At 61.8% G+C, this 18,434-nt stretch carries 20 protein-coding genes; 5 read left to right on the top strand and 15 right to left on the bottom strand.

Annotated elements, in window-relative coordinates; genetic code table 11:
- Positions 1-2: 2 nt before the first annotated feature.
- Positions 3-1,883, bottom strand: coding sequence for a DNA mismatch repair endonuclease MutL (mutL, locus tag HY17_RS10175; protein ID WP_034766288.1), 1,881 nt, complete (start codon positions 1,881-1,883; stop codon positions 3-5).
- 279 nt (positions 1,884-2,162) lie between these two features.
- Here mutL and HY17_RS10170 point away from each other — a divergent pair, with 279 nt between their 5' ends.
- Positions 2,163-2,753 carry a cytochrome c family protein gene (locus tag HY17_RS10170; protein ID WP_034766410.1) on the top strand — a complete coding sequence of 197 codons (591 nt, stop codon included), beginning with the start codon at positions 2,163-2,165 and terminating at the stop codon, positions 2,751-2,753.
- Between the two features lie 261 nt (positions 2,754-3,014).
- Here the strand turns inward: HY17_RS10170 and HY17_RS20620 are convergent, their stop codons facing one another.
- The 6 genes from HY17_RS20620 to HY17_RS10145 form a co-directional block, all read right to left on the bottom strand.
- On the bottom strand, positions 3,015-3,143 hold the full coding sequence (locus HY17_RS20620) for a hypothetical protein (RefSeq protein ID WP_255342763.1): 129 nt from the start codon (positions 3,141-3,143) through the stop codon (positions 3,015-3,017).
- Positions 3,144-3,182: 39 nt separating this feature from the next.
- Complete coding sequence (locus HY17_RS10165; protein WP_139068953.1) at positions 3,183-3,455, bottom strand: hypothetical protein; 273 nt, start codon at positions 3,453-3,455, stop codon at positions 3,183-3,185.
- Positions 3,456-3,515: 60 nt separating this feature from the next.
- Positions 3,516-3,914 (bottom strand): VOC family protein, encoded by a 399-nt coding sequence (locus HY17_RS10160; protein WP_034766286.1) that lies wholly within the window; start codon positions 3,912-3,914, stop codon positions 3,516-3,518.
- A gap of 141 nt (positions 3,915-4,055) precedes the next feature.
- Positions 4,056-4,550, bottom strand: coding sequence for a MarR family winged helix-turn-helix transcriptional regulator (locus tag HY17_RS10155; protein ID WP_034766285.1), 495 nt, complete (start codon positions 4,548-4,550; stop codon positions 4,056-4,058).
- Between the two features lie 208 nt (positions 4,551-4,758).
- Positions 4,759-5,496 (bottom strand): DUF805 domain-containing protein, encoded by a 738-nt coding sequence (locus tag HY17_RS19415; RefSeq protein WP_051599909.1) that lies wholly within the window; start codon positions 5,494-5,496, stop codon positions 4,759-4,761.
- A 76-nt stretch (positions 5,497-5,572) separates the two neighbouring features.
- Entirely contained in the window at positions 5,573-6,631 is a 1,059-nt protein-coding gene (locus HY17_RS10145; RefSeq protein WP_034766284.1) for an enoyl-CoA hydratase/isomerase family protein, read from the bottom strand.
- Positions 6,632-6,735: 104 nt separating this feature from the next.
- Between HY17_RS10145 and HY17_RS10140 the strand changes: the two genes are divergently transcribed.
- The gene (locus HY17_RS10140; protein ID WP_034766283.1) at positions 6,736-6,996 is read left to right on the top strand and encodes a PilZ domain-containing protein; all 261 of its coding nucleotides are present in this window, start codon (positions 6,736-6,738) and stop codon (positions 6,994-6,996) included.
- Positions 6,997-7,030: 34 nt separating this feature from the next.
- Here the strand turns inward: HY17_RS10140 and HY17_RS10135 are convergent, their stop codons facing one another.
- From HY17_RS10135 to HY17_RS10120, 4 genes are all read right to left on the bottom strand, one after another.
- A complete protein-coding gene (locus HY17_RS10135) occupies positions 7,031-7,870 on the bottom strand; it encodes a TauD/TfdA family dioxygenase (RefSeq protein WP_034766282.1) in 840 nt (279 codons plus the stop codon).
- A 92-nt stretch (positions 7,871-7,962) separates the two neighbouring features.
- Positions 7,963-9,618 carry an acyl-CoA dehydrogenase family protein gene (locus tag HY17_RS10130; protein ID WP_034766281.1) on the bottom strand — a complete coding sequence of 552 codons (1,656 nt, stop codon included), beginning with the start codon at positions 9,616-9,618 and terminating at the stop codon, positions 7,963-7,965.
- A gap of 80 nt (positions 9,619-9,698) precedes the next feature.
- On the bottom strand, positions 9,699-12,200 hold the full coding sequence (locus HY17_RS10125; RefSeq protein WP_034766279.1) for a zinc-dependent metalloprotease: 2,502 nt from the start codon (positions 12,198-12,200) through the stop codon (positions 9,699-9,701).
- Positions 12,201-12,292: 92 nt separating this feature from the next.
- Positions 12,293-12,982 (bottom strand): helix-turn-helix domain-containing protein, encoded by a 690-nt coding sequence (locus tag HY17_RS10120; RefSeq protein ID WP_034766278.1) that lies wholly within the window; start codon positions 12,980-12,982, stop codon positions 12,293-12,295.
- A 146-nt stretch (positions 12,983-13,128) separates the two neighbouring features.
- Between HY17_RS10120 and HY17_RS10115 the strand changes: the two genes are divergently transcribed.
- On the top strand, positions 13,129-13,488 hold the full coding sequence (locus tag HY17_RS10115; RefSeq protein WP_034766408.1) for a group 1 truncated hemoglobin: 360 nt from the start codon (positions 13,129-13,131) through the stop codon (positions 13,486-13,488).
- A 21-nt stretch (positions 13,489-13,509) separates the two neighbouring features.
- Here HY17_RS10115 and HY17_RS10110 read toward each other — a convergent pair whose 3' ends face one another.
- From HY17_RS10110 to HY17_RS10100, 3 genes are all read right to left on the bottom strand, one after another.
- Entirely contained in the window at positions 13,510-13,986 is a 477-nt protein-coding gene (locus HY17_RS10110; RefSeq protein ID WP_034766277.1) for a hypothetical protein, read from the bottom strand.
- 215 nt (positions 13,987-14,201) lie between these two features.
- Positions 14,202-14,669 carry a hypothetical protein gene (locus HY17_RS20245; protein ID WP_139068952.1) on the bottom strand — a complete coding sequence of 156 codons (468 nt, stop codon included), beginning with the start codon at positions 14,667-14,669 and terminating at the stop codon, positions 14,202-14,204.
- A 24-nt stretch (positions 14,670-14,693) separates the two neighbouring features.
- On the bottom strand, positions 14,694-15,833 hold the full coding sequence (locus HY17_RS10100) for an acyl-CoA dehydrogenase family protein (protein ID WP_034766274.1): 1,140 nt from the start codon (positions 15,831-15,833) through the stop codon (positions 14,694-14,696).
- A gap of 64 nt (positions 15,834-15,897) precedes the next feature.
- Here HY17_RS10100 and HY17_RS10095 point away from each other — a divergent pair, with 64 nt between their 5' ends.
- On the top strand, positions 15,898-16,434 hold the full coding sequence (locus tag HY17_RS10095) for a GNAT family N-acetyltransferase (RefSeq protein ID WP_034766273.1): 537 nt from the start codon (positions 15,898-15,900) through the stop codon (positions 16,432-16,434).
- 30 nt (positions 16,435-16,464) lie between these two features.
- Positions 16,465-17,460, top strand: a complete 996-nt coding sequence (hemB, locus tag HY17_RS10090) for a porphobilinogen synthase (protein ID WP_034766272.1) — start codon at positions 16,465-16,467, stop codon at positions 17,458-17,460.
- 24 nt (positions 17,461-17,484) lie between these two features.
- Here the strand turns inward: hemB and HY17_RS10085 are convergent, their stop codons facing one another.
- Positions 17,485-18,288: a membrane protein gene (locus tag HY17_RS10085; protein ID WP_034766270.1), complete on the bottom strand. Its 804-nt coding sequence runs from the start codon at positions 18,286-18,288 to the stop codon at positions 17,485-17,487.
- Between the last annotated feature and the right edge of the window lie 146 nt (positions 18,289-18,434).

Here is an 18,434-nt window from a genome sequence, read left to right as displayed (position 1 = left end):
GGTCAGCGGCGTCCGAACAGTTTTTCGATGTCGGCGAGTTTCAGTTCCACATAGGTCGGCCGGCCATGATTGCACTGGCCGGAATGGGGCGTCGCCTCCATCTGGCGCAGCAATGCGTTCATTTCCTCGCCATTGAGACGGCGGCCGGAGCGGACGGAGCCGCGGCAAGCCATATTGCCCATGACTTCCTCGAACCGTTCCTTCAGGGCGAGACCTGCATCATATTCGGCGAAGTCGTCGGCAAGGTCGCGGATGAGGCCCGCGGCATCCATCTCCCCGAACAAGGCGGGGGTGGCGCGCACGCAGACCGCGCCGGATCCGAAGGGTTCGATCTCGAGGCCCAGCTCTGCCAGTTCATCGGCGCGCTCCACCACGCGGGCCGCTTCGTCTTCCGTCAGCTCGACGATATCCGGGATCAGCAGCGCCTGGCGCTTCACGCCGCCTGCCGCCATCTGGCGCTTCATGTCCTCATAGACGAGGCGCTCATGCGCGGCGTGCTGGTCGACGATGACGATGCCGTCACGTGTCTGGGCGATGACATAGGTTTCATGCAACTGCGCGCGGGCAACGCCGAGCGGGAAGTCATCCGTAACCGGCGCTTCCGGTTCCACGCGGGCGCTTGGTGCCACGTCGCGCTTATAGGCCTCTGGCGCGTAAGACTCGGCGGACTCGGCCCATCCTCCAGGTGGCGGCGCGGGCTCATAGGCCGCGGGTGGCCGGACAGGTGAAATGCTGGCGGGATTATACGCCGGGCGCGAGGCAAACAGCGCCCCGGTCGGCGCGCCTTCCGGACGCACCTTGCCCAGCGCAAAGCCTGCCACCGTGGTCGACGCCCTGTGCCCGGCGTCGGCCAGCGAGTGCCGCAGCGCGCCGATCATCAGGCCACGCACATTCCCGGCATCGCGGAAGCGGACTTCCGTCTTCGCCGGATGCACGTTGACGTCGACATATTCGGGGTCCAGCTCCACGAACAGCGCCGCCAGCGGATGCCGGTCACGCGCCAGGAAATCCTGATAGGCCGCGCGGATCACGCCGTTCAGCATCCGGTCCTTCACGGGGCGTCCGTTGACGAACAGGAACTGCATCTGCGCATTGCCGCGGTTCAGCGTCGGCAGGCCGGCAAATCCCTTCAGCGTCACGCCTTCGCGCTCTGCTTCGATCGGCACGGCGTTGTCGCGGAAATCCCGCCCCATGATGGCACCGAGACGGGCAAGGCGTCCGGCTTCGCCCTCGGCCTCCGCCGCATAGCGCAGAACGTTGCGGCCATTGTTCTCCAGGCTGAAAGAGACATGCGGATTGGCCATGGCTAGGCGTTTGACGACATCGGTCACCGCCATGCTTTCAGACCGTTCACCCTTCATGAATTTTAGGCGCGCAGGCGTGGCGTGGAACAGGTCCCGCACTTCGATCCGCGTGCCGGTCTCGCCGCGCCCGGTAAACGCGGCGGGCCGGGGGCCTTCGATACGGCCCGCCTCGATGAAGACTTCGGCGGCCTCTTCGCCTGCCGCGCGCGACGTGATCGTCGTGCGGCTGACCGAGGCAATGGACGGCAGCGCCTCACCGCGGAAGCCCATCGTGTGGATGTTGAGCAGGTCCACCCGGCCATCATTGCCGGGCGTCAGTTTCGACGTGGCGTGCCGGTCGAGCGCGAGCAGGAGATCATCCGCGCTCATGCCGCAACCGTCATCCTCGATCGTGATCCGCTTCAGGCCGCCCGCCTCGATGGCGATGGCGATCCGTGTGGCGCCCGCGTCGAGCGCATTCTCGGCAAGTTCCTTCACCGCCGCGGCCGGGCGTTCGACGACCTCGCCGGCCGCGATCCGGTTCACGACATCGGGCGGCAATTTGCGGATCTGGGGACGGGGACGAACGGAATCAGCCATGTGTTCAGCTTATCGCGCCGGGCCAGTTTTGTCCCCCGGCCCGCGGCAGGCCCAACGCCCTGCCCAGACCTGCGGCAATAAGCCAAAAACTGTATGAAATCAGTGCGATGTTGCAGGTTTTTCGGCCGGAAACCCACCTTCCAGCATACCTCTCAACTGTTGTTACACACTGTTTTCAAAAGCTTTTTCACTCAATTCACCCCCCTGTTGTGTGTGTTTGCATTGTCCGGCGAGAAAGACCAGTATGCATACGAAAACTCAGTCCGGGGCCTTGATTCTATGCGACTTTCTCTCGTTTCCGCTTCACTTATTGTTCTTGCCGGCATGACCGCTGCCTGTGGAGGCTCCGGCGAAAGTTCCACGCCTGCCGCGCCAGCTGCCGAAACACCGGCCGCCACGCCTGCACCGGAAGCCGCCCCTGAGGCCGCTCCGGAAGCGGAACCCCCGGCACCTGAAGCTACGGCTGAACCGACCGCTGCTCCGGCAGAGGAAGCCGCCGCCAGCGAAGGCTCGCTGGAATTTGCAAGCCTGCCTGCGCCGTACAACACGGCCGATTATGCGCGCGGCCGCCGCACGTTCAAACTCTGCCAGTCCTGCCACACGACCGCCGAGGGCGCTGGTGCGCTGGTTGGTCCGAACCTTTACGGCCTGTTCGGCCGCGAAGCCGGCACATCCGAAGGCTTTGCGTACTCGCAGGCCCTGCAGGATGCAGACTTCATCTGGACGCCTGACAAGGTCGATCACTGGCTGGAAAATCCGCAGACCTTCCTGAAAGGCAACCGGATGACCTTCGCCGGTGTCCGCAAGCCGGAAGACCGCACAGCCGTTATCGCCTACCTGATGACCGAAACAGGCTACACGGGCGAGTAAGCCTTCAAGTGTTCAACGGCGCACGGTTACGGCGAGCAGGACCGCCTGCTCGTCGGACTCGCCGCTGAACTCTCCCCTGTACCCTATCGACACATCCGCAGCAGGGAAGTGGTAGCCGATCTGGGTCTCGGTCTTGATCGAGTCCGCTGACTGGCTGCCATACTCCGGCCAGAGCTGCTCCGTTGTGAAGACGTTTCCGCCCAGGTCGGTGCCGTAGCCGAATTCAAAGCGCTGACGGTCGCAACCGCCTTCCTGATGGATTCAGACGGCATCGGCGAAGACATAGTAATTGCGATCCTTGTAGACGCCGCTGCGTCCGGCCGAGATGCGCGCCTCGCCGCCCAGCCTTTCACAACCGAACACGCCCACCAGCGTCGTGCCGTGCAGCACCGCGCCTTCCGCGCCGATCGCCCAGCCCTTGTCGTTCGACTAGAGCTGGCGCCGCGCAGAGATACGATAGGCATCGCTGTCCTGCGTCCCGCCGTCATAGCGCACGCTTTCCGCCTTGCCGTTGACCATCCAGCCGCCGCCGAGGCCATATTCGCCATAGAGATCGCCGCGCCAGCCATCCTCGCCGTCCAGCCGTTCGGCCGAGACGTTGGCGCGCGCATAGATATCGCCCTGCAACTGCGTCCAAGGGCCGGCTTCCGCCGAACCGGCAATGGCGAGCGCGCTCAGACATATTCCCCTCAATCCCCGCATGAGACAGAACTCGCTGGGATTGAGGGGCGCGCCCAGCAGAATCTCCTGAGGGTTGACGCGCTACAGATCCCAGGAAGCGTTCTGCAGGACGATGCGATATCCGTCCGGATCTTCAAAGGTCACGCCCTTGTCGTCCCAATAGGCATTGAAAGCAGGCACGGGATGAAACCCGGTGGCCCGCAGGCGGCGGTAGACCGCGTCGAAGCGGTTGCGCTCCGGCAGGTAAAAAACGAGCAGATTGTCTTCGGTCGGCGCCCGGCCCGCGACGTGCCCATGCGCGACGGTGAACTCCAGATGATACGGCGCCCCGGGATGGCCGAGCATGACGCCGTCGAAACTGTCATGCCCCTTGAATTCATAGAGCACGCTGAACCCCAGGCCATCACGATAGAATGGCAAGAGGGCAGCCAGGTCGTCCGTGGGCCGCGCAATCCGGATTATTGCTTGTTCGAGTGTCATGAAGGCGACTCCCTGTTGATCTCAGGGCGGCCTTGTCGGACCTCAATCAAGGTTGAGGTCAAGCGGGAATGTGCAAACGCCCAAACAAAAACCCCCGCACGAGGCGGGGGCTTTCTCCCAGGGTATTTACCGGACCGCTTCTTAGAGGCGGAAACGGATCTGGTCGGACCAGAAGCGCTCAAGGCGCGTGATGGTCTTGTTCAGCTGCGAGAGGTCGTCCGGACGCACGCTGGCGGTGGGCTCAAGCGCATTGGCCTGCTTTTCGAAGAGCTTCGCAACACGCGCGCGGACCTTCAGGCCACGCTCGGTCAGGCGCAGCGTCACGGTGCGCTTGTCGTCTTCCGAACGCGTCTGGATCAGATAACCACCTTCCTGCAGCTTCTTGACGTTGTAGGAGAGGCTGGTGCCGGCAAAAGCGCCGCGGGCACGCAGGACTGAAGCCGGAGCTTCACCTTCGCCAATTTCGTAGATCAGAAGTGCCTGGACACCCGTCAGCGAACGCTCGCCGCCGCGTTCCAGATCGTCTTTGACAACATCGTGAAGACGACGGTGCGCTTGTTCAAGAAGAGAGAGAGACTTCAGGAAAGACTCGCCCAGGCTCAGTTCTGCAGTTTCCTGCATTTCAGCAATCATCATTTCAACCACCACTCAACTTTTGTTGTAGTTTGAACAGAACTACACGAGCCATCCTAATAAACTGATAAGCATGTTGGGTTTGGGCAAGTCGTTAGTTAATATTCGTCCGCTTTCATTAACCGTTACTTTTGCGAAACAATTTTACTTCTGATTCACGAAATCCGCCTGCACCTGCGATGCGCGCGTGCGATTACCTGTTCTGTCGGGATCAGTTGAACGCTGAAGTGGCCGGGTCGTATTTGGGGCTCGGCCCGTGGACATTCGACTCCGGACGGGAGTCGATCAGCATAAAGACGAAGATCACCAGCCAGCCAATATAGGGCACCCAGGTGATCAGATAGAGCCAGCCGGACAGATCTTGATCGTGCAGCCGCCGGACCGTCACCGCGATGGACGGGATGATCTGGTAGAGAAACCAGAGCAGCGTCAGCAGCGGCACGAATTCATCACCGCCAAAGACAATGGCACTCAGGACAATATCCAGGAAGAAGACCACGACATAGGCCAGCACGTTGAAAAGCGTGTAACCCCAGTATTCCTGCCGCCGCGCCCGGCCCGTGAACTTGAAATAGTTCTTCGTGAGGCTGCGGATGAAATAGGTCCAGACGCCGTCGCCCTGCACCGCTGGCGGCTTAGTGCCATAAGCCTGCGAGGCGGTCCGCGCCTGAGGCTGAGCGTGGGGCTGGGGATAAGATGGCCGAACTGCAGCAGCTGGAGCCGCTGCCATCGCGGGAGCAGGCTCTGGCGGCGCAGCCTGCGGCGCCGGGCCAAGCGCGTAGATGTCCCGCGCTTCGTCGCCAAGGCCGATAAAGTCCACCTTCTGGCCGGGGGCCAGCGAACCGCCGCCCCGCACCTGCGCTTGTTCATAATTGTAGCGAACGCCATCGTCACCGAGGATAAGCCCCGGCCCGTCTGCGCCATCTGCTTTCAGAACCTGCCCACGCATTTACCCAGCCTCAAATATTGTTCCCTGAAGACTATCGGGAATACTTGGACGGCTTGTCCAGTGCTTTGGCGAAGACTCAGAAGGTAAGTTCGTCTTCACCCAGCGGCGCGAAATACTTGTCGACCATCTCGGCTGGCACGTCTTCGATCGTCGCCGGAGACCATGCGGGCGCATTGTCCTTGTCGACGATCACCGCGCGAACGCCTTCCTGGAAGTCGTGGCTCTGCACTTTCCGCCAGCCGATACGATATTCCATCTGCATGTTCTCGCGGAAGGTCTTGCACCGCCTTCCTTCGCGCAGCTGGCGCAGGGCGACCTTGATCGTTTCCGGCGATTTCGACCGGAGCGTCTTCACCTGGGCCAGCGCCCAGTCGCTGCCATCGGCTTCCAGCGCCTCAACGATCTCCTCCGCCGTGTCGAAGGCGAAGCACTTGTCGATGACAGCACGGTGTTCCTCGAACCCGCCTACCGGGATGGAATGGGTCAGCGTGCGCAGGATCTCGTTCAGCATTTCCGCCGCGCCGACGGAGAAGTCCGCCGAGGCGATCTGCTTCATCAGGTTCGGCACCAGTTCCGACGGCAGGAAGTGCGTCGCCACGCGCGCGGCCGCAACGTCCACGCCTTTCAGACGGTCACCCGTCAGGGCCAGCCAGGTGCCAAGTTCACCGGCAAGGCGCGGCAGGAACCAGCCGCCGCCGACATCCGGGAACAGGCCAATGCCCGTTTCCGGCATGGCGAACAGCGTCCGCTCGGTCGCGACCCGATGAGAGCCATGCACCGACAGGCCGACGCCGCCACCCATGGTCACGCCATCCATGATGGCCAGCACGGGTTTCGGGAACTCATCCAGCGCGACATTCATCCGGTATTCGGTGGCGAAGAATTCCCGCGCCTCGCTCGCATCACCTGCCCCGCTTTCGGCCAGCATGCGGATGTCGCCGCCGGCGCAGAAACCGCGCGTGCCTTCCTGATGGTCGATCAAGACGAGGTTTACGGCGTCATCGTCTGCCCACTCCGTCAGCGCTTTCAGAATCGCCGCGCACATCGGCGTGTTCAGCGCATGCAGCGCAGATGGCCGGGTCAGCGTGATGCGGCCAACGCCGCCTTCGACCCGGATGGAAACGTCTTCAGTCATCAAAACCCCTCACTCAACCCTGAAATTTTACAAATAAAACGCGCGCGCTGTTAACCCGATTCTGGCATCTAAGCGGGGTTTCGCTCAGAGGGGGAGTCTGGCGAATGTATGCGTTTGAGGTGGAAGCCCTCGATCGCAGGGAGGTCCGTTGCCAGGTAGAGGCAGTCGGGCGTCTCCGCATCGGGTGGCGTAAATGGGTGACTTGCGAGATCCGCGATATCTCGTGCGGCGGTGCGCGCATCGCTGCGGCCGAAGGTATAGACCTTCCGGAGCAGTTCGTGCTGACCTCCTGCCTGTTCGAGGGCGAACGTGTTTGCCTGCGTCGCTGGGAGTTCGGCAGCGAGACCGGCGTCGAGTTCATCTGACCGGTCCTGCCATGCCCCATCCTTTCAGGCGCCATCAGTGAAGCGCGCAGCCATCCAGCGTGATGCGGTGCATGATGCGCCGGTGGCCATGATAGTCGTTCAGCGCCCAGTGCCAGGTGGAACGATTGTCCCAGAAAGCAATCGAGCCCGGCTGCCACTGGAAGCGATAGGCATGCGCCTTGTCCATGGCGTGCGCGTAAAGGCGCGAGAGCAAGACCTGAGACTGCTCGTCCGTCTTGCCGACGATCTTCACCGTGAAGGCCGGGTTCACATAAAGCGCCTTCTTGCCGCTCAGCGGATGGGTGATCACGACCGGATGGGTCACGTCGGCCAGAACGTCGGCCGCCGCTGCATTGCCGATCCGGTTCCCGCCGGCATCGGTCGTATTGTAATAGGTCTCTCCGCTTGAGCCGAAGATATGCTTAGCGGAGTGGACAGCCTGCAAACCGTCGATTTCCTGCTTCGTGGCGTCGTCCAGCGTCTCATAGGCGCGATACATGGAGGCGAACATCGTGTCGCCACCCCGCTCCGGCAGTTCCCGCGCGACCAGGATGGAGCCCATGGCCGGTTCCTGATCGTAGGAATGGTCCGTGTGCCAACCGCCGCCGATATTGTCCTTCTGCTCCTTTTCCTTCGCGACCATGGCAATCTGCGGATAGTCCGGATGCGCGGCGAAGAAGCGGTTCACATTGATCGGCGCCCAGCGTTCGGCGAAGGCGATATGGTCGTCTTCGGTCAGATCCTGGTCGCGGAAGAAGATCACACCATGAACGGCATAGGCCTGCCGGATCGCATCGAACTCCGCATCCGTCAGGTTCTTGAGGTCAATTCCGGTGATTTCCGCGCCCACGCCGGGCAAGGTCTCGATCTGCATGACTTCCTCCCAATGTGCCACCTTTAGGCATCTTGGGTGCCACTATACTGCCTGCACCCGCTCCGGAAAACGTTTTCCTTGGCTGAATGGAATCATACCGCCGGTATGGCCCGTTCGATCAAGCGGGCCTGGTCCACATCCGGTGAGACGTCACCATAGAGAAGGCCATTGCGGTCGCTGGCGAGGCGCTGGGCGCAGAAGGCTTCGAACACGAAGTCCGGCGCCATTTCATGCAGCGCCGCCCCCTGCAGGGCCAGCGCGGCATCGCGGGCAAAGCCACGCGCGGTGCTTTCATGCAGGTTTCCCGGAGTGAGATACTCGGCGAGGCGGCTAACATGCGCATCATAGGCATGATGGCGGCCGAGTGGCTTTTTCAGCTCCGCCTGCACCGCCTTCAAACTGTCCGGCTCCCGCGAGAGTGCGCGCAGCACGTCCAGTGCGATGACATTGCCGCTGCCTTCCCAGATCGCGTTAAGCGGCGACTGGCGATAGAGACGCGGCATCGGGCCTTCCTCCACATAACCTGCCCCGCCATGGCATTCGAGCGCCTCATAGACAAAACCCGGCTGGCGTTTGCACACCCAATATTTTGCAAGCGGCGTGGCGAGCCTCATGAAGGCCGCCTCTTGCTCATCTGCCGCCATCCGGTCGAGGCTCGCGCCGACGCGCATGGCGATGGCGGTGGCCGCTTCACTCTCGATCACAAGGTCCGCCAGCACCGCGCGCATGGCGGGCTGGTCGATCAGCGTCTTCTGGAAAGCCCGGCGCTGGGAGGTGTGCCACAGCGCCTGCACCAGCGCCGCGCGGATACCTCCGGTGGAGCCAAGGATGCAGTCGTAACGCGTGTGCTGGACCATATCGATGATGGTGCGCACGCCCCGGCCCTCCTCGCCGAGCCGTTCGGCCCAGGCGCCATGATACTCGATTTCAGACGACGCGTTGGATTTGTCGCCCATCTTGTCTTTCAGGCGCATGACATGGATGCCGTTGCGCGTGCCGTCCGGCTTCCAGCGCGGCACGAGGAAACAGGTGAGCCCTTCCTCCGTATACGCAAGGGTGAGGAACGCATCCGACATCGGGGCGGAGCAGAACCATTTATGCCCGGTCAGGATATAAGCGCCCTGCCCGTCCGGCACTGCGCGGGTCGTGTTGGCGCGCACATCGCTGCCGCCCTGTTTTTCCGTCATCGCCATGCCGATGGTGACGCCGGTTTTCCGGTCTGCCGGAAGGAAGTTCGAATCGTAAGAAGACGCCTGAACCCGCGGCACCCATTTCTCCGCAATCTCCGGCGTCGACTGGAGCGCGGGCACGCAGGCATAAGTCATCGACATCGGACACGTTACGCCTGCATCTGCCTGATTCATCAGGATCATCATCGCGCCGTGCAGCACATGGCCTGCCTCGCCCGTATTCCACGCAGACGCCGACAGGCCGCTGTCGAGACCAAGCGACATGAGGTTATGGTAGGCCGGGTGGAACTCCACCTCGTCCAACCGATGACCGAACCGATCGAAACTTTTCAGCTTCGGCAAATTCTCCTGTGCCTGCCGGGACCAGTCCTGCGTCTCGAAAGCGCCGCAGCGCTTGCCGAATTCCGACAGCTTTGCCGCGTGCGCACCGCCGCCCGCCTTCTCTACCGCGCCCTTCAGCGCCTTGTCGGAAGCGAACAGGTCCACATCGCCGAAGGCTTTCGGCTGGTTGGAGACAGTGTGCGTCTCAAGTTCCGACTGGGGTGCATGGTGTGGCATGGCGAGGCCCTCCGCCTGTGGTTCGGACCTCACAATAAGTCGCTGCCCTCACCCCCGGAAGGGGGCGGGGCGTCACATCATCATTGCGCTAACACCAGGTCGTTGAACCAGCCTTCCTCGCCTGCGCCGGCGCCGATGGGGCTGCCGGGCGGGACGTCGACTTCCGTGACCCCCGGCGCAAGCGCCGGCGCCGGACGCTCCAGATGCGCGGCGATGCGGCGCTGCAGGTCTTCGCGTGCAGCGGCGTCGACCGGGTCCGTCCGGCGTGCAGGCTTCAGGCGCTGGCTCATCCCTTTCAGGAAGGCATCGGCCCGCATCGTGACGCCCGGTGACGTGGCCGGGTCGCTCGCGAGCGCGATCAGGGAAGAGACAAACCGCGCTTGCTGGCGGCGGCGGATCTCGGCCTGACGCAATGTCGGCGCAGGCGTGAAGACTTCCCGTTCCAGTTCGGCCAGCACTTCCTCGAAGGACAATGCCACCGGATCGCGCCGACTGGTCTCAACCAGGCGTGCCGCGCGGGCCGGGTGCAGCAACGCATCAATGGTCGTCTGGGTCGCCGTATCAGCGGCCGTCAGCAGGTCAAACATCGGGCCGGTGTCACCGGGGAAATATTCCGCCCCACCTGTGTTGTAGGAGAAGGCCGCAAGCGGCGGTGTCAGCTGGTTCAGCACACCGTCCGGCAGATCCAGCGAGGTCGGCTCCAGCGTGACGAGCAGCGCGGCAAGCGCCGCCCGCTGGCGCTGCGGTGCCACGGCATGCGCCATGCCGCCGCCATCGCCCCGGCGGGAATAGTAGAATTCAAACCCGCCGACAGACTTTGCCGCCGCCGCCACCTGATAGCGGTGGTAGAGATAGACCGGCACCAGTGTCTGGCGCAGGCGGGACGTGTCGGCCCCCGGCTCGATGACGTCGAGGCCGAAGCGATCCAGCGCAATCTTCCGTACACGCAGCGTGTTGTAAAGCTCAGCAATGGCATCTTCGCCATTGTCCCAGACACTGCCATAGGGATGGGCCGTGCCAGTACCGCGTGCCTCGGGGTCGTCGACAAAACGGAGGCCCTCGCCATAGGCGGCGCGGAGCAGCTTGTCGCCCTCGGCATCCGCATCGGTGCCTTCCGGATATTGCGCATAGAGCCAGGTGGCCGAGACCTTGTCCCACTCCCCGATGCCGACATCATAGGCCTCAGAGAAATCGAGCTGGCCGTTCTCGCTGACCCTCACCCACGGCGCCGGATAATCCATCACCGAGGCGCGGTCATTCGTGGACGCGGCGAAATTGTGCGCAAAGCCGAGCGTGTGGCCGACTTCATGCGCCGAGAGCTGGCGGATACGGGCCAGTGCCACCTGTACTGGGTCGTCCGCCTCACCCGTGCCTGTCCTGGACGCGCCGGCAAGCCCCTCGAAGATCATCCGGTCCTGGCGCACGCGCTGGCTGCCGAGGATGACGTTCGCCTTCAGCATCTCCCCGGTGCGCGGATCATAGACGCCACCGCCATAGGACCAACCGCGCGTCTGGCGGTGTACCCACTGGATCACATTGTAACGGATATCGAGCGGATGGGCGGCTTCCGGCAGGACCTCCACGCGATAGGAATCCGGGAAGCCTGCTGCCGCAAACGCATCGGACCACCAGGACGCGCCTTCGATCAGCGCATCGCGGATCTCTGGCGGCGCACCGGAGTCGACGTAGAAGACAATCGGTTCCTTTGCCGGGCTGGACGCGGCAGTCGGCTCCTGCTTTTCCAGCCGGAACCGGCGGGCGTAGGATTTGCGCACCTGGCCCTCCAGCGGCGCGGAGAAGTCATAATAAGGCACGTCGATCGTCCCGCTTCGCACATCAAAGGCGCGCGGCGTGTAGCCATCGTCCGGCAGGCGCACGAGCGAGACATGCTGAACCAGCGTGATCGCCCGGCCATCGGCGGCGGTCGCCAGCACTTCAGCTTTTGGCTCATCGCTGGTCAGCGTCAGGTAGGCGTCGAATTCGACATTGTCGGGGAAGGCGAGCGCGGCGGTGGCGTCCGGCATGGAGCGGTCAGCCGCCAGTGAGAAGCTGCCACCCTTCGGATTGTTCTTCAGCGCCGCTTTCACATCCAGCGCATCGCGCGTGAGGTAGCCGGAAATGTCGACCAGCAATTCACCGCGGGGGCTTTCCGCGATTACGTCGCCGGACCAGAGGAAAGAGCTGGCGAAGGACTGGCGGACGGCTTTCTGTTCCAGTGGATTGTCGGCGCTGGCGACATAGCTCCAGTTCTCCTGCTCGGCGATCAGCTTCTTGCCCACCCGGCGGAAGGCGATCAGCGACCCGCCATCGAACAGGCCCCGGTCCAGCCCGATCGGATTGGAGCCAAGCCCAGCCGTCAGCCCGGTCGCCTGGATGGCGCGTAGCGAGATGCCGTCATCATCCGGCTTCGGAAAGGCAGCAAGGATGCGCCCGCCTTTGGCGTCAGCATAGTAAGGCAGGAAGCCATCGGCCCGCATCAGGCCGCTCGTCGCCTCGCCCCAACTTTTCGGATCGTCTGCCGCTGCGGCCCCCGCCCAGACCAGTGCCAGAACCGAAAACAGGAAAGCCGCCAACCCGCGCATACCGAAACTCCATTCGCCCGAAACTGGCCGCACGGTGCCGCATAAGGGGAATGGGTTCAATCTTTCATCTTGGCGTTGCGACCATTTGTTAATCACACCCTCTTCGGCTCGACCGCGAATGGGCTCAATCCGAGCCACGTTTGCATATGCCGGGACAATTCCTGATCCCCAATCAGATCCAGAGCACCATTTTTTCTTTCCGCCTTTACCGTAGACAGTCCCATCCAGATTGCCGTCATCGGCCTTAAATCAGTGGTCACGTAAAGATCGATCTCAAAACCGGGATCGACCGAACACAAATCGACCATCCCATCCGGCTCCACAATCAACCACCAGTTCTTCTGGGAAAGAGGCAAGTCAGAATAGATGAACTGGATGACGCTTCGCTCATCTGGTAGCGGCGAAGCGTCAAGATTGCGGCGCATATCCCACATGAGAAGCGATGGATCCAGATTATCGAGCGACAAGTCCGCATCGACCCAACGTTGCCCCCAGATGCCGATTGACTCGATCACAGGGCGAAGGTCCCTACCAGGTTCTGTAAGCTGATATTCCGGGGTTCCACGCTCATCTTCTACTACCTGCCGGACAATACCAGCCGCTTCCAGTTCGGTCAGGCGTCGTGACAGTAGCGAAGGTGACATGCGAGGGACACCTTTGCGGAGTTCGTTGAAACGGGTCGACCCGGCGAGCAACTCTCGCAAAAGCACTATCGTCCAACGCGTGCAAAGAATCTCGGATGCCATCGCAACCGGGCAGAATTGTTTGTAACTTGCCGTCATACCCCAACCTCCTGAATCTGCGGGAAGGTTCTGCGCAGATTCAATAACTGTACTGGACGCACGAGTGTATTCAAAGGAAGGTCCGGTTATTCGGCCAAAACAAACGATCCAACAAAAATACCAACGGCCGGAAGAGGAGAATGATCATGTCTGCAAATCTGTTTGAACGGCTGGGTGGTGAAAAGGGCATCAACCAGATCGCCAGGGACTTGATGGATGCCCATCTGAACAACCCGGTCATATCCAGACGATATGTGAATACGGACATTCCCGCGGCGACCAAAGGTGCGGCGGAGTTTTTCATCACTGGCACCGGCGGTCCGAGCGTCTACAAGGGCAAGGACATGGTCGGCACGCATCGCGGGATGAACATTTCCAATGACGAGTTCATGGCCGTACTCGACGATGTCCTAGTCGCGCTCGACAAGAACCTGATCGGGCAACGGGAAAAAGAGGAAGTCCTGTTCACATTCTTCAGCATGAAGAATGACGTGGTTGGGGAATAGCCTTACCTGCCAGACAGAACGCTAGTTTCCATTGCAGGTCTGCGTGTTTTTCTGAATGCCGATCTGGCTGACCTTGCCGGTGTCGTTGTCGACTTCGAAATATACGTCGTTGTAATCATAGACGGTGACATCGCCGCGCGTGACGACGCATCTCGGGGTGCCGTAAACGCCGCGTGCGAAGATCTGCTCACTGCCTTTGGCGACGCCGGCTGGTGTGCGGAAGCGGGCATCTCGCGCGATGATCCAGTAGACCTTGTCATCTGCGCCAACCGTCAGGCCGGGATAGTTGTAGCTTGTCGCGCCCGTGCCCGCGATGGGGATCGTCTTGTGCGGCGTGCCCTTCACGGCGAAGAGTTCCGCCAGCGACATGCCGAGCTCGACATTGCCGACGCGCTCGCCGGGAATGATCATGTCATCGTTGAGATTGGGCGGCGGACTGGCGCAGGCGCCGAAAGCGAGGATGGACAGGGTTGCGAGAGTTGCGCGGACAACCGTCATGACGGATCCCTCATGGCTAGCGTGGACACTGCACTGACGGTCAGATCAGCGCTTCCCCAGCCACAGGATGGAAACTACGGCATAAATCGTGGCCTGCGCCACTCAGGCGGGCCACAATTTTTTGTAATGTTCAGTTGGGGTTCGGCGCGTCAGGCTTCACTCCTGGAATTCGTGTAGGCCGGCGAGTTCGAGGCAGTATTGGAAGAAGGTCTGGACTAATTGGAACGCGTGAGTTTTGCCAATGCGCGCTTGGCTGGATCACTGAGGTAAGTCCAGCCCTCTTCGCTCAGTTGCTGCAATGAAGATTCATGCGGCGCCAAAAGCTCGGAAGGAAACTCTTCGATAATATTAGCGGCGGTCCAGGGCGCATCACCAGCGTCCTCACCTTCCGATGCAATATTCATAAGGGCGCTCAGCAAGTTAGGGTCGTGAAGATGCTGGCGGAAATATTTCATGACAACCGGGTAAGTGTCTTTGTGGGTCGTCCATATCAGAAGCTCTCGGAGGGCTTCTGGATTCTTATAGCCCTTGCCAATCGCTTCAGCCGCTTGCCGCAGGCATGAAGCGCTATAGGTCTCGTATTCCGGGTTAGGTGTTCTGCCTTCATGCGGCGCGGATACAATTTGTGAGCTGTGCCTATTTTTTACTCGCGTGAAAAAGTGCCGTACATAAGAAAAAATCATTGCCGCACCTTCTGGCACCGCGCCCTAGTCCTTCAGCATATCCCGGCTGATGATGACGCGCATGATCTCATTCGTACCTTCGAGGATCTGGTGCACTCTCAGGTCACGGACGATACGCTCCACGCCATAGTCGGCGAGATAGCCATAGCCGCCATGGATCTGCAGCGCATTGTTCGCGACGTTGAAGGCCGTGTCGGTGACGAACCGCTTCGCCATGGCGCACCAGCGGGTGGCAGCCGGGTCTTTCCGGTCGAGCCGTCCGGCGGCTTCGTACAGCATCACGCGCGCGGCCTGCAGTTCGGTCTCCATGTCGGCCAGCTTGAACTGGGTGGCCTGGAAGTCCGCAATCGCCTTGCCGAACTGTTCGCGCTCCTTGGCGTAGGCGAGCGCCTTGTCGAGCGCGAGCTGTGCTCCGCCGAGCGCGGACGCCGCAATGTTCAGGCGCCCGCCATCGAGACCCGCCATGGCAAATTTGAAGCCGTGGCCTTCTTCGCCTACGCGGTTCGCCGCCGGCACGCGCACGCCATCGAGGATCACCTGTCGGGTCGGTTGGCTCTTCCAGCCCATCTTGCGCTCATTGGCGCCGAAGCTGAGGCCCGGCGCATCCTTTGGGATGATGAAGGTGGAAACGCCCTTTGCCCCATCGTCGGACGTCCGCGCCATCAGGACGTATATATCCGAGGTTCCCGCGCCAGAGATGAATTGTTTTGCACCTGAAATGACATATTCATCGCTCTCGCGGACGGCTTTTGTCTTGAGGCTGGCGGCGTCAGATCCGGCGCCCGGCTCGGTCAGGCAGTAGGAGGCGATCAGCTCCATGCTGGTCAGGCGCGGCAGCCATTCCTGACGCTGCGCGTCGGAGCCGAACGTGTCGATCATCCAGCTTGCCATGTTGTGGATGGAGATGAAGGCCGCCGTGGAAACATCGCCATAGGCCAGCTGTTCGAAGATCAGCGCCGCATCGGTGCGCGTCAGGCCTGCGCCGCCGACATCTTCCTTTACATAGATGCTGGCGAAGCCGAGTTCCGCCGCCTTGCGGATCACATCGACCGGAAAGTGGCTGTTCTGGTCCCATTCCTCGGAATTCGGCAGCAGCTCCTCTTCCGCGAACTTTCGCGCCATATCGCGAATCATCAATTGTTCGTCGGAAAACAACGCGCTCATGGGTTCCACCTTTTGACTATCTCAAGTAATGAGTCGGGAATTCCCCGTGTCACCGGTATTGTCAATGCAACAGACCCGCTTCGATTATGATATCGCCCCGGCGTTGCGGGAGGATATCGGCCGCCTCATCGAGGTGGACCTTGCGGCTGGACAACTGTTCGCGCCGACGGGGCTGCTCACCAATGATGCGCTGCAGGATCATGTGCCGGAAGCCGTGATGCTGCAGGCCATCGAGGCAGGCGACCTGCTGAAAATCAGCACGCAGGGTGGCGCGCCCGCCGGCTTCGCCCTGATCTCCCAGCGCGGCGGAACGCTCTATCTGGACCAGATCAGCGTGCACCCCGATCATGGTCGCCGGGGGCTGGGCGGAGACCTGGTGCGGCATGTGTTCCAGATCGCCAAACAGCGCCGCCTGAAACAGGTCACACTTTCTACTTTTCGGGATGTGCCATGGAATGCGCCGTTCTATGGCAAGCTGGGCTTCCGCGAGATTGCGCGGAAAGACATGGCTGACTGGATGCTGGAGCTCGAGAAGATCCAGGCCGAGAGCCTTGACGTCTCGCAGCGCTGTTTCATGGTGCGTAAGATTGGCTGGTTGTAAGCCGCCGGATTTTGGCGCACTCACTGAGCCATGACCAAATTTCCTCAATCCTTCCCGAACACCCGTATGCGGCGCCTGCGCCAGTCGTCCTGGGTCCGCAGCCTTGTCGCCGAGAACACGCTCACCCCGGCAGACCTTGTCTGGGCCGTCTTCATCCATGATGGCGAAGGCCGCACGCCCGTCGGCAGCCTGCCGGGCATTGACCGGCTGAGCATCGATGAAGCGGCCAAGACGGCCAAACGGGCCGAACGTCTCGGCATCCCGGCGATCGCGCTGTTCCCCTATATCGGGCCGGAAGGCAAAGACGAGGAAGGCACCGGCGCGCTCGACCCGGACGGCCTCGTGCCTCGCGCCCTGCGTGCGATGAAGGATGCCGCCCCCGGCGTCGGCCTGATCACCGATGTCGCGCTGGACGCCTATACCAGTCACGGCCATGACGGCCTGCTGGACCCGGACGGCACCATCCCGAACGATGCGACGGTGGAGCGCCTCGTGAAACAGGCCCTCGCCCACGCCAAGGCCGGCGCAGACATCGTCGCCCCTTCGGACATGATGGACGGCCGTATCGGCGCCATCCGCGAAGCCTTCGACGAGGAAGGCTTCACCAATATGATGATCCTCTCCTACGCTGCGAAATACGCCTCCGGCTTCTACGGCCCGTACCGCGACGCCATTGGCTCGGCGAAGTCCCTTCAGGGCGACAAGAAGACCTACCAGCAGGACCCGGCCAATTCAGACGAAGCCCTGCGCGAAGTCGCGCTCGACCTCGCCGAAGGCGCCGACATGGTAATGGTGAAGCCGGGTCTTCCGTATCTGGACATTGTGCACCGCGTCTCCTCGACCTTCGGCGTCCCGACACTCGCCTACCAGGTCTCTGGCGAATACGCCCAGATCATGGCCGCTGCACAGAACGGCTGGATCGACGGCGACCGCGTAATCATGGAATCCCTGATGTGCTTCAAACGCGCCGGCGCGAGCGGGATCATCACCTACTTCGCAGAAAAGGCGGCGGAAGCGCTGGGATAAGCGCGCCCGCCTCAGGCCCTCGCTTTACACCTGGTGCACCTCTGCAGGTGCCGCGCGTTGCCGGAACAGCAGGATCAGCACGATGATCGCGCCGCCCAGCACCAGCGTCGCCCCCACACGGCTCAACTCAAGCCCACCCTGCGCGTAGGGCTTGTCGAGGAAATCGCCCACGACCGCCCCGAGGGGACGCGTCAGGATGAAGGCCGCCCAGAACAGCGCGACCCGGTCAATCGACGTGCGGAACCAGGCCAGCGCGATCAGTACGAGCAGAGAACCAAATATGACCGAAGAGCCCAAATAGCCGAGCGGTCCATCCGCAATCCAGTCTCCCAGCGCCGTGCCGAGTGTCTGTGAAAAGGTGATCGTCAGCCAGTAGAAGACCTCCGCCCTCGGCTCGTGCACAGAGCTGACCGACACCGTGCCCAGCACCAGGTGCCAGACCAGCAGCGAGGTCAGCACGGCCGCCAGCAAGACCATCGCTCCTCCCGGATAACCGATGCCCATCGACCGCGTGGCAAAATCGGCCATGGTTGTGCCGGCGGTGGTCGAGGCGATGATGGTCGCCCAGTATAGCCATGCGTTGAACCGGCTGACGCGAATCTGTGCCAACACCAAAACCGCCAGGACGAGGCCGAATATCCCCGTTCCGATAAGATAGCCGCTTTGCCAGAATGACGTCGACGCATTGGCCGTGGTTTCGCCCAACCATGACATCGAGACGCTGTCGCCTGCCGTCTCACCGAACGTCGTCGCGAGGATCTTGATGATCCAGAACCCGAGGGTAATTGCGGGCACTTTGGTCAATGCGGCTCTTTCAGTTTGGGTCACGCGTCGGCTCCTCGGTTGATCGTCATCCGCCTTCGCTGCTAGATTCGTCGCCCCGGGAAGCCCATAAGCAGGCGCTCAAAGCGGTCTTATTAAGCGGATGTCCTATGAAAAATGCTCCCCAGAGCGATGCCCGCCGCACGTCGCGG

Origin of the sequence: Hyphomonas sp. CY54-11-8 (genome assembly GCF_000682735.1) — a bacterium.
GTDB lineage: Bacteria > Pseudomonadota > Alphaproteobacteria > Caulobacterales > Hyphomonadaceae > Hyphomonas.
The sequence above is the reverse complement of the archived record's forward strand: the minus strand, read 5'-3'. Positions and strand labels throughout refer to the sequence as shown.

Bases quoted from the DNA above. Each gene is read 5' to 3' on its own strand.
- HY17_RS10120 (WP_034766278.1), bottom strand. From the start codon at position 12,982: ATGACGGCAAGTTACAAACAATTCTGCCCGGTTGCGATGGCATCCGAG.
- HY17_RS10165 (WP_139068953.1), bottom strand. From the start codon at position 3,455: ATGCGGGGATTGAGGGGAATATGTCTGAGCGCGCTCGCCATTGCCGGT.
- HY17_RS10115 (WP_034766408.1), top strand. From the start codon at position 13,129: ATGTCTGCAAATCTGTTTGAACGGCTGGGTGGTGAAAAGGGCATCAAC.
- HY17_RS10125 (WP_034766279.1), bottom strand. From the start codon at position 12,200: ATGCGCGGGTTGGCGGCTTTCCTGTTTTCGGTTCTGGCACTGGTCTGG.
- HY17_RS10140 (WP_034766283.1), top strand. From the start codon at position 6,736: ATGTATGCGTTTGAGGTGGAAGCCCTCGATCGCAGGGAGGTCCGTTGC.
- HY17_RS10160 (WP_034766286.1), bottom strand. From the start codon at position 3,914: ATGACACTCGAACAAGCAATAATCCGGATTGCGCGGCCCACGGACGAC.
- HY17_RS10095 (WP_034766273.1), top strand. From the start codon at position 15,898: ATGCAACAGACCCGCTTCGATTATGATATCGCCCCGGCGTTGCGGGAG.
- HY17_RS10155 (WP_034766285.1), bottom strand. From the start codon at position 4,550: ATGATGATTGCTGAAATGCAGGAAACTGCAGAACTGAGCCTGGGCGAG.
- HY17_RS10130 (WP_034766281.1), bottom strand. From the start codon at position 9,618: ATGCCACACCATGCACCCCAGTCGGAACTTGAGACGCACACTGTCTCC.
- HY17_RS10170 (WP_034766410.1), top strand. From the start codon at position 2,163: ATGCGACTTTCTCTCGTTTCCGCTTCACTTATTGTTCTTGCCGGCATG.
- hemB (WP_034766272.1), top strand. From the start codon at position 16,465: ATGACCAAATTTCCTCAATCCTTCCCGAACACCCGTATGCGGCGCCTG.
- HY17_RS10145 (WP_034766284.1), bottom strand. From the start codon at position 6,631: ATGACTGAAGACGTTTCCATCCGGGTCGAAGGCGGCGTTGGCCGCATC.
- HY17_RS10110 (WP_034766277.1), bottom strand. From the start codon at position 13,986: ATGACGGTTGTCCGCGCAACTCTCGCAACCCTGTCCATCCTCGCTTTC.
- mutL (WP_034766288.1), bottom strand. From the start codon at position 1,883: ATGGCTGATTCCGTTCGTCCCCGTCCCCAGATCCGCAAATTGCCGCCC.
- HY17_RS19415 (WP_051599909.1), bottom strand. From the start codon at position 5,496: ATGCGTGGGCAGGTTCTGAAAGCAGATGGCGCAGACGGGCCGGGGCTT.
- HY17_RS10135 (WP_034766282.1), bottom strand. From the start codon at position 7,870: ATGCAGATCGAGACCTTGCCCGGCGTGGGCGCGGAAATCACCGGAATT.
- HY17_RS20245 (WP_139068952.1), bottom strand. From the start codon at position 14,669: ATGATTTTTTCTTATGTACGGCACTTTTTCACGCGAGTAAAAAATAGG.
- HY17_RS10100 (WP_034766274.1), bottom strand. From the start codon at position 15,833: ATGAGCGCGTTGTTTTCCGACGAACAATTGATGATTCGCGATATGGCG.